Origin of the sequence: Paenibacillus lentus (assembly GCF_042714055.1) — a bacterium.
Classification (GTDB): domain Bacteria; phylum Bacillota; class Bacilli; order Paenibacillales; family Paenibacillaceae; genus Fontibacillus; species Fontibacillus lentus_A.
The window spans coordinates 144,562-159,405 of sequence record NZ_JBHGVC010000006.1; the positions used below are offsets into that span (position 1 = coordinate 144,562).

Below are 14,844 nucleotides of genomic sequence, written 5' to 3' on the forward strand. Positions count from 1 at the left end.
CGAGAGAGGAGTTCCAGATTAGACTGGAGCTCTTTTTTAGTGAAAACCTTTCTTCCAATCCTTATCAACCGCTAGAAAAAGCAGAATACATATGATAGACTTTAGAGAAAACCTTTAGCGGTGTAAAGTTCCAAAATTACAATATACATTAATGGGGGGATAGGCAACCATGACTGCCAAGAAAATGCGTTCAGATATGATCAAAAAAGGCTTCGACCGAGCGCCTCATCGCAGCTTGCTGCGAGCTGCAGGTGTTAAGGACGAGGATTTCGGCAAACCGTTTATCGCGGTATGCAACTCTTACATCGATATCGTTCCTGGCCATGTGCATTTGCAGGAATTCGGTAAAATCGTTAAGGAAGCAATTCGTGAGGCCGGCGGCGTTCCGTTCGAGTTCAACACCATCGGCGTAGACGACGGTATTGCCATGGGGCACATCGGGATGCGTTATTCCCTGCCGAGCCGGGAAATCATTGCCGACTCCCTGGAAACAGTAGTTTCCGCTCACTGGTTCGACGGCATGGTCTGTATCCCGAACTGTGACAAAATCACGCCAGGGATGATGATGGGCGCGCTCCGCGTGAACATTCCTACTGTATTTGTCAGCGGTGGACCAATGAAAGCCGGCGTAGACAGCAAAGGACGCAAACTGTCCTTGACCTCCGTCTTTGAAGGCGTCGGCGCTTATCAAGCCGGAAAAATTGACGATGCCGATCTGCTTGAGCTAGAGCAGTACGGCTGCCCGACCTGCGGCTCCTGCTCCGGCATGTTCACGGCTAACTCCATGAACTGCCTCGCCGAAGCGCTGGGACTCGCCATGCCGGGTAACGGAACGATTCTGGCGATTGCCGAAGAGCGGAAAGAATTCGTGAAGCAATCTGCGCGCCAGTTGATGGAGCTGATCAAGCTTGATCTTAAACCGCGCGATATCGTCACGAAGGAATCCATCGATAACGCTTTTGCGCTAGACATGGCCATGGGCGGTTCAACGAATACCGTGCTGCACACCCTGGCTTTGGCTCAGGAAGCAGGTATCGATTACCCGCTGGAGCGCATCAACGAGGTGGCCAATCGTGTACCTCATATTTCGAAGCTGGCTCCGGCATCCGATCATTTTATTGAAGACGTTCATCGGGCTGGCGGCGTAAGCGCCGTGATCAATGAGCTCCTGAAGAAGCCTGGAGCGATCTATGGCGATCAAATGACCGTTACGGGCAAGACGCTTGCCGAGAACGTGGCTGGCTGCGAGGTCTACGACCGCGAAGTCATCCGTTCTATCGATAATCCGCATTCCGAGAAGGGCGGCCTCGCTATCCTGTACGGTAATCTGGCACCTGAAGGCTCCGTCATTAAAGTCGGTGCGGTTGACGCTTCGGTCGGCGGATATCATAAAGGGCCTGCCATCTGCTTTGACTCGCAGGAGCAAGCGCTGGAGGGCATCGCGAATGGCAAGGTCAAGGAAGGCCATGTTGTCGTCATCCGTTATGAAGGGCCAAAAGGCGGACCGGGTATGCCGGAAATGCTCGCTCCAACCTCGCAAATTGCAGGTATGGGCCTTGGTGCGAAAGTCGGTCTGATCACCGATGGACGCTTCTCCGGAGCTTCCCGCGGAATCAGCATCGGCCATATCTCTCCAGAGGCTGCAGAAGGCGGACCGATTGCCTTCGTGGAGGATGGGGACATTATCGAGCTGGATCTGAATAACCGCAAAATCGAGCTTCACGTCTCCGAGGAGGAGCTGGCTGGCCGCCGTGCAAACTGGAAAGGCTTTGAACCGAAGGTGAAGACCGGCTACCTTGCCCGCTATTCCAAGCTCGTTACCAATGCCAGCAACGGCGGTGTCATGAAAATTTAATTGAATGTACTGATCATTGATTGTTATTTTTAATAATGCAGCAAATAGCAAAGGGGCAGTTCCACAATCAACATGTGGAACTGCCCCTTTGGCTATGCACTAACACGGCTGAGTTGCACTCAAGGCAGTCTCATCGCCAGCCTCTTCCAGATCAGCTTCCCTGCTTTCTTTTCCGGTGAAGCGTCGGTGAGAGCCGTCTTCGGCATACTTTTCAAGCAAGAGCTCTGTTGGCATCACTATAAGCTTAGGAATCAGTTCATGCGATGAGCGCTGTTTCAGGCGATCCCCGCCGGATGGATGGATGACGCTCATCAGGAATTTTAAATATAAGCGTGTCGATCTGGCAAAAAAGCTATCCGGCAAATCCGTAACCGTGAATCCAAACTGCTCCGGCCCGCGGTTGATCATGCTCACTCCATATAGTGCCTTCACGTCAAGAAGCTCTGGATGGCTCTGGACATACTGTGCAAGCTCGGGCAGTGTCTTCTCTACGCCGCGAATCATTTGAATAGCAACTTGTACGGATGTTCTGGAACGTGAGCCAATTTCGAAGAGCCTCTTATTGTCAAAATGAAGCTCTATTACCCGATCCCCGTTTAAGAGCTGGATATCCCCGTTCATCATCACCGGCTCCCCCCGATACGGACGTACGCGGAAATGAAATATCGGTTCTTCTTTATTCGTCGTTCTAAGCTGGAAGACGAAATGAAATATTTTTTCCCACAAGAGCCATAACGAAACAACGAATCTCTTGCCCCAAGAGAGCTTTCTCTTTCTATTGGGGGCTTCCTTTGATGAAGCAGCCAAGGATTTATGGCCTTTAGCTTCTCTTTTTGCAGCCTCGCTTCTGTCGATCATATCATCGATCCGTATTGTCCCAAGCCCTTTCCTTACAGCTTCCTGAAGAACCCTTTCCAAGGCAGCCAGCATTTCCACGGGTGCTTTCGCATTTGCCCCTAGTGTATTTCCGCAATCATGCAGCAGAAACACCTCGCCGCCCTTGAGCTTCTTCAACATACGCTGAGTTAACCGATCCGCGCCAAGGCGCTGGCGCCAATCCCCGAACATTGAGGACCATAGCACAATCTGCGTTTCATTTCTTCTGGCGAAATCAAATAAATTGACGATTCCCCAAGGGGGGCGATAAAAATGCGTATTGCTCCCGATGATGTCGTAAATGATTTTGTTCGTTCTCTGAATCTGTTTCTTCACCGCGGCAGGCCCCATCAGCCAGTTCGTTTTGTGGACATAGTTATGAATGCCGATCAAGTGTCCTTCTTCATGCATTCGCTTGATTAAATGCGGATATTTCTCCGCATTGGAACCAACGACAAAAAACGTAGCCTTCGCCTCATACTTTTTCAATAAATCAAGCAGCAGCGACGTATATACCGGGTCTGGCCCATCATCAAAGGTAAGGGCAAATTCGTTCATGCCTATTCCGCGCCGAAATACACGAAATCCGAACAGCCGCGTAATCAAGCCGGGTATGAAAGCGTATAGTGTTGAAATATAAAATAACCACAGCAGCAAAGTCTCCATGTCTTTTCCCCACTTTTCTATCTCATTCACTGACTTTGGCGGGCCCTAAGGCTTTTAGTGTATCCCTTTTATTTTATCATATTAACTCCAAAATTAGGGTCTTTTTATTATGAATTCTTTCCTCCTGCTAAAATGTCCATGACTCGGCGAAATAATTCCGTGGCTTGGTGGGGCGCGCCAGCCCGCCGATTTTCCACGAGAACGGCTACCGCATAACGGGGATGTTCTACCGGCCCGTATCCAATAAACCACTGATGATTAGCAGGCCGGCCAGCAGATACGACTTGAGCTGTTCCCGATTTGCCTGCCAAATTCCAATCGGCCGCCTGTAAGGTTTGGCCCGTTCCCTGTTTCACAACTTTACCCATCAATTTTAGCAGCGTCCTCGCTGTAGCTGGAGAAATGGCTCCGTAGCTCGAAGGAGAGGATTGGAAAGGAAACTTAAGCATTTGCGTACCATTTTTAAAATAAATATCCTGTACAAGCCTCGGAGCAGTTACTTTCCCGCCATGCAGCAAAGTGACGACCAGATTTGCAGCCTGCAAGGGAGACAGCATAACGTCGCGTTGGCCTAAAGCCGTTTGAGCCTTAGCTCCGCCGTCAGGCTGAATTCCTTTGGCAAATACAGTCCCTGCTTCCTCCTGATCGATTTGCCTTAGAGCTGCCCCTCCCCGAAAGGATGGATCATACCAGCCAATAGCGCGTCCTATTCCGAGCTTATCAGCCGTTTGCTCGATGCTTGCCGCCGTAAGTCTCTCCCCCAATGTTGCAAAAACAATATTACAGGATTGAGCAAATGCCTGCTCCAACGTAATCTTGCCATGTCCTCCTTCCTTCCAGCAAGAGAGACCATATTTACCGTAATGTCCAGAACAATGAAACACTTCTGTGGGGGTTGTCACACCTTCCTCCAAAGCGGCTGCTGCAATCACAGTTTTAAAGATCGAGCCTGGAACTGCAGCTTTTACGGCATGATTACTCCAATTTCCCTGAGCCAGATCAATATGCCGAGGATTGAAAAAGGGGCGCGATATCATAGCGACGACATCTCCTTGCGCCGCATCCAGCACAACTATTGCTCCTTCGCGGATTTCCATTTGTTCGGTCAAGCTCTCCAACTGCTGTTGAATCGTCTGATCGACAGTCGTCCGGACGGAAAGCGGATAATAACGATCGTTGCTCGATTTAAGACGGAGGCCTAATCCAAGCAGCGGCCGCTTCTGTCCATCAACCGTAAATGCAGCCCGGGTTGAGCCTACACCACGCAGAAATTGATCAAATGTTCGTTCCAGCCCGGCTGCCCCTACTTGCATCGTTAAGGGAACCGCACGGCTGTTTTGCTCCCCCTGCAGGCTGCGAATAAAATCGGGGCGTTGAGAAACATAGCCCAGCCATTGTTTTCCGGAGGCCTCCTCCAGATAGCGCTGCATAAAAGGGAGAACTTTAAAACCGCTAATTTGCGTCCACTTTCCCGCTTCTTCACTTGAGAGCACAAGCGGAGCAGGCCCGTCGCCGTCTTGCCATATATACGGATATTGCAGCTTGCTCCATTTCTTTTCCAGTTCCGTAACTGAAACATCAAGCAGATCAGCCATTGCACTCACCTGAATCTCATCCGGCAAATCCTTTACAGGGAATAGGACTGGAACCCATACCGTAGAACCCGTTAAAGGATAACCGTTCCGATCCAAGAACTGTCCTCTCCCAGGATCGAGCTCAATTCCTTCCTCGCGCTGGCGTACCGAAAGTTCATTCATCGTCATCCCGGAAGCACTAATAGCCATTCTTGCTGATGCAATCTGAATCCACACTACTCTTAGCACGTACAAGCAAAGCACCAACATAAATCCTATTAAAATATAAAATATGCGTTTTTTCCGAAGTAATGTCATCGTCCTCCACCTTTCCGTCTTCTCATTATTTCCTGGGAAAAGCCACTTCACACTAGCTAGGCATTAAGCAGCGTCAAACAGTAGGTGAAATGAGAAAAAACGCCTAAAGGCGCTCAGGCAGAAAAGCTATATACCGTTGTGAAGCCGTGACCTCTGCATTACTTCATAAAATTAAAAAGCCCAACTGAATTTAGACTCCAGTCAGGCTTGAATTATAAGATTGCTTTACTTACTCAAAAAAAATCTCTTCAATTTCAATGTCTCGCTCCCGCGACAGATCCCTAAAGAAATCATCAACCTTAACGAGAGGCTTGAATATATCTGTGGGATTGTTATATACGATCGTGGCGATTTCCCCATTGCTTAATTGCACCCGCTTGCCAATAAAGTTCGGCAGGAGATTTTGGGTCAGCGCTTGAACCGCTTTTTCATTCAGCTTGCCGAAGCCAAGTTCATACACCTTCCGCAGAACCGTTAACAAGCTGTCATGGGGTTGTCTTGTATTCGTCGTCATATCCACATAAGTATTGGCTACAGCGACAATTTGCGAATAAGGATGTATTTCGCCTTTTCCAATTCCCAGCGGGTATCCCGATCCATCTTCATATTCGTGATGCTGGAGAGCAGCAAGTGCGATCGTTTGATTATCTTTGATAGAGTCGCGAATAATATCGTAGCCATAATTGGTATGCCGCTTCATTTCCTCCAGTTCCTCACCTTGTAAATCACTTTCACTTTTGTTCTTTATGGATTGTCGCACGCGGCTTTTGCCGATATCGTGCAGATACCCGGCTTTACTAATCTCATGGCACTCTTCTCTGGAGTATCCGAGCCAGGTAGCTATGTAATAAGACAGTAGTCCAACTTGCAGCGAATGGTTATAAATGTTCAAATCGTCATTGCCGAGCATATACAGCAGCGAGGTAACATTCTTTCGTTCATCCAATGCCTCCAGGGTCGGAAGCAGTTTCTCGTCAACCATGGACTGATTAAATTTGCCCGTAGTTAGCGCCTCAAGGAATATGGCCTGAAAGCCTTGAATGGTTTTATCAAAGTTTTCCTGCAATCTCTGGCTAAAGCCCTGACTACCCGCAACTTCTGCAGATTCAGCCGCACCGCTCCCGTCACGCGGTTCAATATCGACATAATCGATGCTTTGGCGAATTAATAAAGCAATTTCCTCGGTTTTAATTAGCGTTCCTTTAGGTAGAACATGAAGCCCAGCACGATTAAAAGTATCTTCCTTTAATCTATCTCCGGCCCTAAGCTCCATCACATGAGTTCTCAAAGGAAAGACCCTCCCTTCTCATCAATTCGTTCACAGTCTGAGGCATTATTCCCGGTTTATCAGGAACAAGAATCTATTTTCTGTAAACCCTATTTATAATATCGAAAGCTAATGTCATAAATTAAATAGTTCTTAAGACTATATCACGGCGCATCTGTTGCAATACTAAAGTGTACCCAGAAAACAAGGACTTTTAGATCATTTTCTTCACAATCTATATAGAATTAAAAAAGAGGTGGAGATCATTTCTCCACCCCAAAACTTATAAATCGTTATTCAGTCTCTGCTCGCCAATTTGGCCAAAAGGCGAAGCATCTCGATATAGAGCCATACTAGGGTAACCATCAATCCGAAGGCGCCATACCATTCCATGTACTTCGGAGCACCCTGATTAGCACCATTCTCAATAAAATCGAAATCCAAAACAAGATTCAAAGCCGCCACAATCACAATGACGACGGAAATTCCGATTCCAATCCAGTTGCTTTCATGCAGATATGGAATAGAGATTCCAAAGAATCCAAGGATGAAGCTAAGCAGATATACCAGCGCAATGCCGCCTGTAGCCGCAAACACGCCAAGCTTGAAATTTTCCGTCGCTTTAATGAGCCTTGACTTATAAGCTAGCAGCAGGGCGATAAAGACACCCATCGTCAGCAGCGCAGCTTGCAACGTAATTCCCTGGTTTACATTTTCGAACCTTGCAGAAATCGCACCTAGAAACAAACCTTCCAACACTCCATAAATCGGAACGAGAAATGGAGCTGTCGTCGGCTTGAAGCTAATAATCAGAGCGAGGATAAACCCGCCGATCGCCCCGCCTATAGCATATGGCAGCACGTTCTGCCCATTGAAATACATGGACCAAGAAGCAAATGCGCCCCCTAAAAGCACTGCAAGTGTAATAAACACTTTATTTACCGTACCTTCAATGGTCATTGCATCCTGTCCAGAATGATATCCGATTTGATCGAATGTTTTGTCATTCAATGTCGGATTGCCACTACGACCTATCAACCTTGGATCACCTCAGAATAAAGATTTTATAATTATAGTAACATATACTCCAGTATTGTCCATATTATAACACCTATATTTTTGTCTAGGAGTTACACTGTAAACTTGGATAGGGATTCCTTCAAACCGTTGGATACATTCTCAAGTTTATTGGACAGATTCACCAGTTGATCTCCTACGGTTTGCTGCTCGCTACTGAGCGAAGCAACCTCCTCGGAAGTAGCGGACGATTGCTGTGCTACCGCACTGACGTTGCTCATTGCCTCAGACAAGACGGATTGCGATTGATTCAGCCCATCGATGGATAAGGTTACGGAATCAAGATGCTGCACAAAGCCTTCCATTTGCTCCTGAACGGAAACGAAGATTTGACTCGTTTCTTTCACGGACTTGATTTGATCCTGGAACAGCGGGCTAGCCTCGGATAGGGCCTGAACGGTCTCGTTCATTTCCTTTTGAATATTGTCGGTAATTTCGCCGACCATCGTAATGGATTGACGGGATTGGTCGGCAAGCTGGCGAATTTCATCCGCTACGACCATAAATCCGCGTCCTGCGGCTCCGGCACGAGCAGCTTCAATCGTTGCATTAAGCGACAGAATATTCGTTTGCTGCGTAATATTCTGCATAACATCCAACACCTTAAGTACTGAGGATGTGCTTGATTTCAACGAATCTACCTTCTCGGTAAGCGCATTGACCATTTCACCCGTTACACTTGTCTTCTGCAATAGCTCGTTCAAATATTCAGTACCTTGCTGACTGGATCTCTCTACCTGACGAGCGGAAGATTCCATTTCTTTATTTGCAGCAATAACATGATCCATTTGCCGCGAAATGTTCTCTGTCAGCTCGTTGCCCCGCTCGGCTTCGTTAGCCAGGCTTGTTGCTCCGTTAGCAATCTCCTCTGTGGCGATCGCGATTTCCTTGGCGGAAATAGCTGTTTTATTCGAAGCTTGCGTCAGCTCTGCCGCGGTATCCAGTACATCCTGCGCGGAACTGTTTGTTTGTTGGACGAGCTGTGTAATTTGCTCCATCATCACGTTAAAGCTGGCGGTCAGCATACCGATTTCATCCTTAGATTTTGGCTTCATCCGGACATTAAGGTTTCCTTTCGAGCCTTCCTCCATCAGATTCTTAAGCTGAACGAGCGGACGAGCGATCATTCTAACCATCCAAATTCCAATCAGAATGGCAATAACAGCTACAACCGCTAGCGAGATAAACGTGGTAAATAGAATTCCTTTTGCATCCTTAGTCAGTTCATCCGTAGGCAGCACGCCCATTAGCGTCCAGCCGGAATTTTCCTGGGTATTGTAGACAGCAAGTATCGTTCTGCCCTGCGCATCCTTAATACGTGAACTGCCTTTGACCTCGTTTTCTTTTTTCTGGATGTTAAACTCGGACTGCTGTCCATACTCTCCTTCGGCTGAAGAGCCTACAACCATATTATCCGCCGTAAGCATTTGAACTTTAGAGCCGTTGCCGAGGTTAAGCTCCTGTAAATATCCGTTCAAAATATCCAGGTTGATATCTGCCACCAAAATAAAGCGTTTCATGCTGCTGACGCTTTGCACGGATCTAACCAATCTGAAAATTTGCGTTCCGGTTGTATACTCGTTTGATCCTGTAACCCATTTAACCTGCGAAGTATTGGCCATGTCCTCAAACCAAGGCTCATTGCGAATATTGTTGACGAATTCGTTGTCCGCACTCCCTGATGTTACAGGACCAACTAAATCCTCTTCTCCAGGAACCATGTAAACCGCTACTACACCCTTACTTGAGAACGTCATGGAGTTCAGACGATTTCTCATTTGGTTAGAGGTTGTAAACCGGTCATAATCAGACGTAGTTGAGAGTGAAGCATCCCGAATGGCCTTCTGCATTTCATCGTCCAGGAATACTTGCTGCAGCGTTTCCTCATACTTTTGAAAAATAATATCCAGCTTCTGTGATGTCTGTACAATGGTTTGCTGACTCGCTGTTTCGGCATTTTTCTCAATCGTGCCCTTCGCCATTTGATAGGATAAAACGCCTATCGCCAACACGAAAAACATAATGGCAATAAAGAATATGAGAAATAAACGAATACCTACCGACCTAGCTGGGTTGATGTCTTTGGGAAGAAGCTCGATCACATTGCTAAATTTGTCTTTCCAACCCGCACCTACTTTATTTTTAGGCTGTCCGTTATCCGTACCTTTCTTCATCTCTTTTTTGTTGTCTTTAGCTTGGTTCTCCTTCTTTGGAACCAATTTCATGTTGATCACCCACCACTCATAATAATTAAACTCATAAAAGTAGGACCCGAGGTCGTGTCCAAGCCTCATAAAATTTTCCTGCGCTGCTTGTTTATATTCGACAAAAACCCACCTTTTCCTTTTTTATTATCGGTAAATATCTCCTATGAGTTTAATATTCAGCTAAAAAAGTTAAAAAGACAGTAAAAAAGAGTCTTTTGTCCCAGTCGGAAAAGACTCTTTTTCTGTAAAGCATTTATCTATTTTCTTTTTCTCATCATATCGAAATAAGAAACGGGCTGCTCCACTTTCATTTTAATTCTTTGCAGCGGATGGCGCGCCGCATCCAATTCATTGCCCTCTTCATCCCAAATCGTTCCCACCGTTTGCTTAAAGAAGGTGCCGTTTGGACCAAAAAATTCGATTTCCTGTCCAGGCTTAAAGTGGTTGCGCTGCTGAATGACCGCCGTTCCCTCAGCCGCATCATAATCCATCACTAGTCCCGCAAAGTCATAAGGCACGGCCTTCTCCTCAGGTTCGTAAATATGATCCTCATGATCCGGCGTATCGTAGAAAAATCCGGTGTTCAGCGGACGATTGGCCGCCTTATTGATTTCCTCCAGCCATTCCGGCTTAAGCACATAGTTCTCAGGATCGGCCATATACGAATCGATCGCTTGACGATAGACGTTCACCACGGTAGCCACGTAATGGATCGATTTCATTCGTCCCTCGATTTTAAAGCTGTCGACCCCGACATCGATCAGATCCGGAATATGGGCAATCATGCATAAATCCTTGGAGCCCATCGTAAACGGATTATCCTCCTCTTGAAAGAGCGGAAGCGGGGTAACCCCGGTTATAGGTGACTGCACGGACTGCGCCATGGCGAACTCCTCTTCCGAAACCCATACCTCTTCTGGGGAGCCTTCCTCGAACAAATCGTATTTCCAACGGCAGGACTGACAGCAGCCCCCGCGATTCGAATCACGGTCCGTGAAATGGTTGGACAGAACGCACCGCCCGGAATAGGATGAACACATGGCCCCGTGGATAAAGGATTCAATCTCTATATCCACATGCTTCTTGATTTCCTGGATTTCCTCCATGCTGGTTTCCCGGCCTAACACGACCCGCGGCAAGCCCTCGTCCTTCCAGAACTTGACCGCCTGCCAATTGACCGTGGATTGCTGGGTGCTTAAATGCACCTCAAGTCCTGGAACGACCCGGCGCGCCGTATCAATAATGACCGGATCCGCAGCGATAATTGCTGTAATCCCTACATCGTACAAGTTGCGCAAATACTCCTCAATACCCTCAACATCTTCATTATGTGCATATATATTCGTGGCCACAAATACTTTGGCTCCGTATTTCTTTGCGAATTCTACACCCTCGCGCATCTCTTCAAAGCTGAAATTGTCCGCATTCGAACGAAGACCGTATTTCTGTCCCCCGATATATACTGCGTCCGCCCCATAATGGATCGCAAATTTCAGCTTCTCCAAATTTCCTGCCGGAGCAAGCAGCTCAGGCTTGTCTAAGCGATAGCGTTTCCCGGTATATTTCGGCTGATGTTTCTGTGCCGTTTGCATCCTCGTTCACCTCTTGCATCTATTAATATACTTGCTCTTTGTAGAAAAAACCGAATGACAACTCGCGCTCAGCATCCTGAACTTTCCGAATTTCATCCAGCCAATCTTCATTCAATTCGTAATCGTCCGGATTGCTGAAGTAGCTGTCAATCGCTTGACGATAGACACGTATGACCGTTGTATTGTAATTAACATCCTTTAGCAAAGTCTCAATTTTGAAACTGTGCACACCGGAAGCCATCAGATGATGCAAATCCTCCAATATGCAAATATCGTCAGAACTCATAATATGCGTTCCATTCGTATCCTCATAAATCGGAAATTTCTCGCCGGGCCGCTCTGCTTCAACCAGGAATAGTTCCCGTTCTTTGCCCAAATCAGCTCCGTCCTGTTCAGGAGCCCTTCCCTGATGCGTCAAATAACTGTTCACGAGACGCCGCTTGGAGTGATATATATTCGTCATTCCATGGATCTGCACCTCTGAATCAAGCTTAAGCTTCGGCTGCATTTCCGTAATTTCATCCATATTCAGCTCACGGGCCAAAACGACTCGCGAAGCTCCCTTGCTCCCCCAATAATTCGCTGTCGCATAATTCGTCGATGTCATCTCGGCGTTCCAGTGCAGCTTCAAATGTAAGTTCATCGACCTCACCGCCTGCAGTACCGCGGGATCTCCGAATTGTACACCGTCAACTCCAGACTGCTCTAATCGCTGCAGATACAGCGGAAGCTCCTCCAGCAATTCATTGCTGATGATATTTGTTACGCTAACGTAAACCTTCGCGTTCCGGGCGTGAGCCAGCTTTACGGCTTCAGCGATTTCCTCCGGCGTGAAGCTGCCGGGCAGCCTCATTCCATATTTCTCCTCGCCGATTAACGCCGCATCAGCTCCAGCTTCCAGATAGCTCTCCAGCTCCGCCAAAGAACCGGCTGGAACAAGCAGCTCCGGTTTATTTCCCATATTCATACACCTCAGTTAGTTGGCTGTAGCCTTACTTTTTTTAATATTTTTCAAATGCTCCGCATACGTCTTGGCGAATAAATGCTCGCCGCTGCCGTCTTTTTTTGTTACATAGAATAAATATTCCGATGCCTCGGGCTCCAGTGCGGCTTCAATCGATTTCAAGCTCGGAGCCGCAATCGGTCCGGGAGGCAATCCCTTGTACATATAGGTATTATAAGGGCTGTCTACGCTTTGAAGATCCTTATACAATAACCGTTCCTTCGGCTTATCCAGCAAATACTGAACCGTGGCGTCAATTTCCAGCTTCATATCCTTAGCGATACGGTTATAAATAACTCCAGCGACAAGGCTTCGTTCGCTATCCGCCACTACCTCGCGCTCCACCAGAGACGCTACCGTCATCAATTGGTTAAAATCAAGTCCCCGCGCTTTCAGCTTTTGGTCGAAATCGGGAATGCTCTTTATGCGCTTCTCGGTCTCCTGGAGCATTCTTGAGATGATGTCCGCCTCGCTGCTTCCCTTCTCCAGTTCATAAGTTTCCGGGAATAAATAGCCTTCCAAGCGATAATTCAGCTCTGATGGCGCAGGAACGTCGGCAAGGATCGCCCCTTCAATCCCCTCGGCCTCTTTCGCCAGATTTAGGAATAATTCTTTATCCACGTAGCCGGCTTCGGTGAGTTTATCCGCCATTTGCTTTACAGTATAGCCCTCTGGAATGGTAAAACGAATCATCTCGGCTTTAACCACATCGCCGCTGTTCAATTTTTGGATAATTTCATCATAGGTCACGCCAGGCTGCATTTCATAAACGCCAGCTTGGAATCGAGTACCTTCGGACTTCCATTTCAAGTAGGATTTGAATAAAAAAGAATTCTTGATTAAACCTTGGTCTTCAAGGATATTTGCAATCGTAGCCGTACCAGTACCTGCCTCAATCGTAATTTGGACGGCCTGCTCTGAACGCTTCAGGGGCTGCATTTCCATATATCCATATGCGGCTAGAGCACCAGCACCTATAAGCACTAGCAGCAGCAAGGAAATCAGCCACTTCCATACCTTCTTCAACGAATCAACTCCTTAACAGCCAAAAAGGGCGGTATCCGCCCTTCTCAGACTTATCTATAAAAATGTGTTTGCTGCTATTCTGGGAAAGTTAATTCATCGTACAATTCAGATACGTTCTCCCACTCGTCATCATCATCGATCGTAACGAGCTGCAAAGTCCCGTCCGGATCGCTAATAATTTTCAAGATTTCCGGTTCAGCTTCTCCGCTGTTCTCTGCGCGAAGAACCGCATATGAGCTGCCCCCAATGTCGAATTCCTTCTCAATCGAGTAATAGGAGACCTGTCCCCGCTCATCCTGGAGCTCAACGACAGCTCCAAATGCATCCAGAACTCGGGAGGTCCATACAACATTCTCGGCGGAATATTCCGTCATGAATCCTGATCCTCCCCGTCGAACTCATCGATTAACGTATTGAACGTTTCCTCTACGATTTCCCATTCCTCATCACTCTCAATTGTATACAGCTTTAGATCATCGCCGTCTTCCTCGTAACGAAATGCGTATACCTCTTCGGCCTCAGCGTCCTCATCGGATTCCAGAGGAACGACCATCATATACTTCGCATCTGAACCGTCAACCTCGAACTTCATGATGACTTCAAACTCTTCCTCATTGCCCTCATCGTCAGGGATATAAATAATTTCCGGTTCTTCTTCATTGCCGATACGATCTTTAGACATATGCGATCACCCTCACTTTTTACTCTTAGAGTCCAAATAGTTTTGTAAAATCAAAACCGCGGCCATTTTATCCACAATTCCTTTGCGCTTCTTTCTGCTCACATCCGCTTCAATTAGCGTCCGTTGTGCAGAGACGGTGGTTAGCCTTTCATCCCATAGATGAACCGGCACCTTGATCCTGTTCTGAAGCTCTTCCGCAAAGTCCTTGCATATTTCACCACGAGGACCGACTGATCCGTTCATATTCTTCGGCAGACCAACTACGATTTCCTCCACCTCATGCTGATTGGCCAGCTCAGCAATCCGATCGTATTCATCGCCTTCCCGCCGGCGTTCAATCACTTGAACGCCTTGGGCGGTCCATCCGAAGATATCGCTAACCGCTACACCGATTCTGCGATCCCCGTAATCCAGACCCATAATTTTCATGCCATTCTCCTAACGGTGACTGGACATATAAAATCTTACCAGTTCTTCAATCAATTCGTCACGTTCCTTCTTGCGCACCAGGCTTCTCGCATTGTTGTGGCGCGGTATATATGCCGGGTCTCCCGAAAGGAGGTATCCGACGATCTGGTTGATTGGATTATATTCTTTGTCCTGCAAAGCTTCATATACCGTAAGAAGAATTTCCTGCGCAGACGCCTCCTGCTCATCACCTTTGACATTAAACTTGACGGTTTTATCCATGTAGTCCATGA

General features: G+C 47.3%; 13 protein-coding genes. 1 reads left to right on the top strand and 12 read right to left on the bottom strand.

Annotation, left to right across the window (positions count from 1 at the left end):
* Positions 1–169: 169 nt before the first annotated feature.
* Positions 170–1,855, top strand: a complete 1,686-nt coding sequence (gene ilvD, locus ACE3MQ_RS15855) for a dihydroxy-acid dehydratase (protein ID WP_379394326.1) — start codon at positions 170–172, stop codon at positions 1,853–1,855.
* A gap of 99 nt (positions 1,856–1,954) precedes the next feature.
* Here the strand turns inward: ilvD and ACE3MQ_RS15860 are convergent, their stop codons facing one another.
* The 12 genes from ACE3MQ_RS15860 to ACE3MQ_RS15915 form a co-directional block, all read right to left on the bottom strand.
* Entirely contained in the window at positions 1,955–3,397 is a 1,443-nt protein-coding gene (locus tag ACE3MQ_RS15860; RefSeq protein ID WP_379394328.1) for a polysaccharide deacetylase family protein, read from the bottom strand.
* 107 nt (positions 3,398–3,504) lie between these two features.
* Entirely contained in the window at positions 3,505–5,289 is a 1,785-nt protein-coding gene (locus ACE3MQ_RS15865) for a peptidoglycan D,D-transpeptidase FtsI family protein (RefSeq protein ID WP_379394330.1), read from the bottom strand.
* Positions 5,290–5,518: 229 nt separating this feature from the next.
* Complete coding sequence (locus ACE3MQ_RS15870; RefSeq protein WP_379394332.1) at positions 5,519–6,577, bottom strand: HD-GYP domain-containing protein; 1,059 nt, start codon at positions 6,575–6,577, stop codon at positions 5,519–5,521.
* A 276-nt stretch (positions 6,578–6,853) separates the two neighbouring features.
* Entirely contained in the window at positions 6,854–7,594 is a 741-nt protein-coding gene (locus ACE3MQ_RS15875; RefSeq protein ID WP_379394334.1) for a Bax inhibitor-1/YccA family protein, read from the bottom strand.
* Between the two features lie 92 nt (positions 7,595–7,686).
* Complete coding sequence (locus tag ACE3MQ_RS15880) at positions 7,687–9,858, bottom strand: methyl-accepting chemotaxis protein (protein WP_379394336.1); 2,172 nt, start codon at positions 9,856–9,858, stop codon at positions 7,687–7,689.
* A 239-nt stretch (positions 9,859–10,097) separates the two neighbouring features.
* On the bottom strand, positions 10,098–11,432 hold the full coding sequence (locus ACE3MQ_RS15885) for a peptidase U32 family protein (protein WP_379394338.1): 1,335 nt from the start codon (positions 11,430–11,432) through the stop codon (positions 10,098–10,100).
* Between the two features lie 22 nt (positions 11,433–11,454).
* Positions 11,455–12,393 (bottom strand): peptidase U32 family protein, encoded by a 939-nt coding sequence (locus ACE3MQ_RS15890; protein WP_379394340.1) that lies wholly within the window; start codon positions 12,391–12,393, stop codon positions 11,455–11,457.
* A gap of 15 nt (positions 12,394–12,408) precedes the next feature.
* On the bottom strand, positions 12,409–13,461 hold the full coding sequence (gene mltG, locus ACE3MQ_RS15895; protein ID WP_379394342.1) for an endolytic transglycosylase MltG: 1,053 nt from the start codon (positions 13,459–13,461) through the stop codon (positions 12,409–12,411).
* 74 nt (positions 13,462–13,535) lie between these two features.
* Complete coding sequence (locus ACE3MQ_RS15900) at positions 13,536–13,835, bottom strand: DUF1292 domain-containing protein (RefSeq protein ID WP_379394344.1); 300 nt, start codon at positions 13,833–13,835, stop codon at positions 13,536–13,538.
* Positions 13,832–14,143: a DUF1292 domain-containing protein gene (locus ACE3MQ_RS15905; protein WP_379394346.1), complete on the bottom strand. Its 312-nt coding sequence runs from the start codon at positions 14,141–14,143 to the stop codon at positions 13,832–13,834. Before ACE3MQ_RS15905 ends, ACE3MQ_RS15900 begins: the two co-directional genes overlap by 4 nt.
* Positions 14,144–14,155: 12 nt before the next feature.
* The gene (ruvX, locus tag ACE3MQ_RS15910; RefSeq protein WP_379394348.1) at positions 14,156–14,572 is read right to left on the bottom strand and encodes a Holliday junction resolvase RuvX; all 417 of its coding nucleotides are present in this window, start codon (positions 14,570–14,572) and stop codon (positions 14,156–14,158) included.
* 9 nt (positions 14,573–14,581) lie between these two features.
* Entirely contained in the window at positions 14,582–14,842 is a 261-nt protein-coding gene (locus ACE3MQ_RS15915) for an IreB family regulatory phosphoprotein (protein ID WP_055105165.1), read from the bottom strand.
* Positions 14,843–14,844 lie beyond the last annotated feature (2 nt).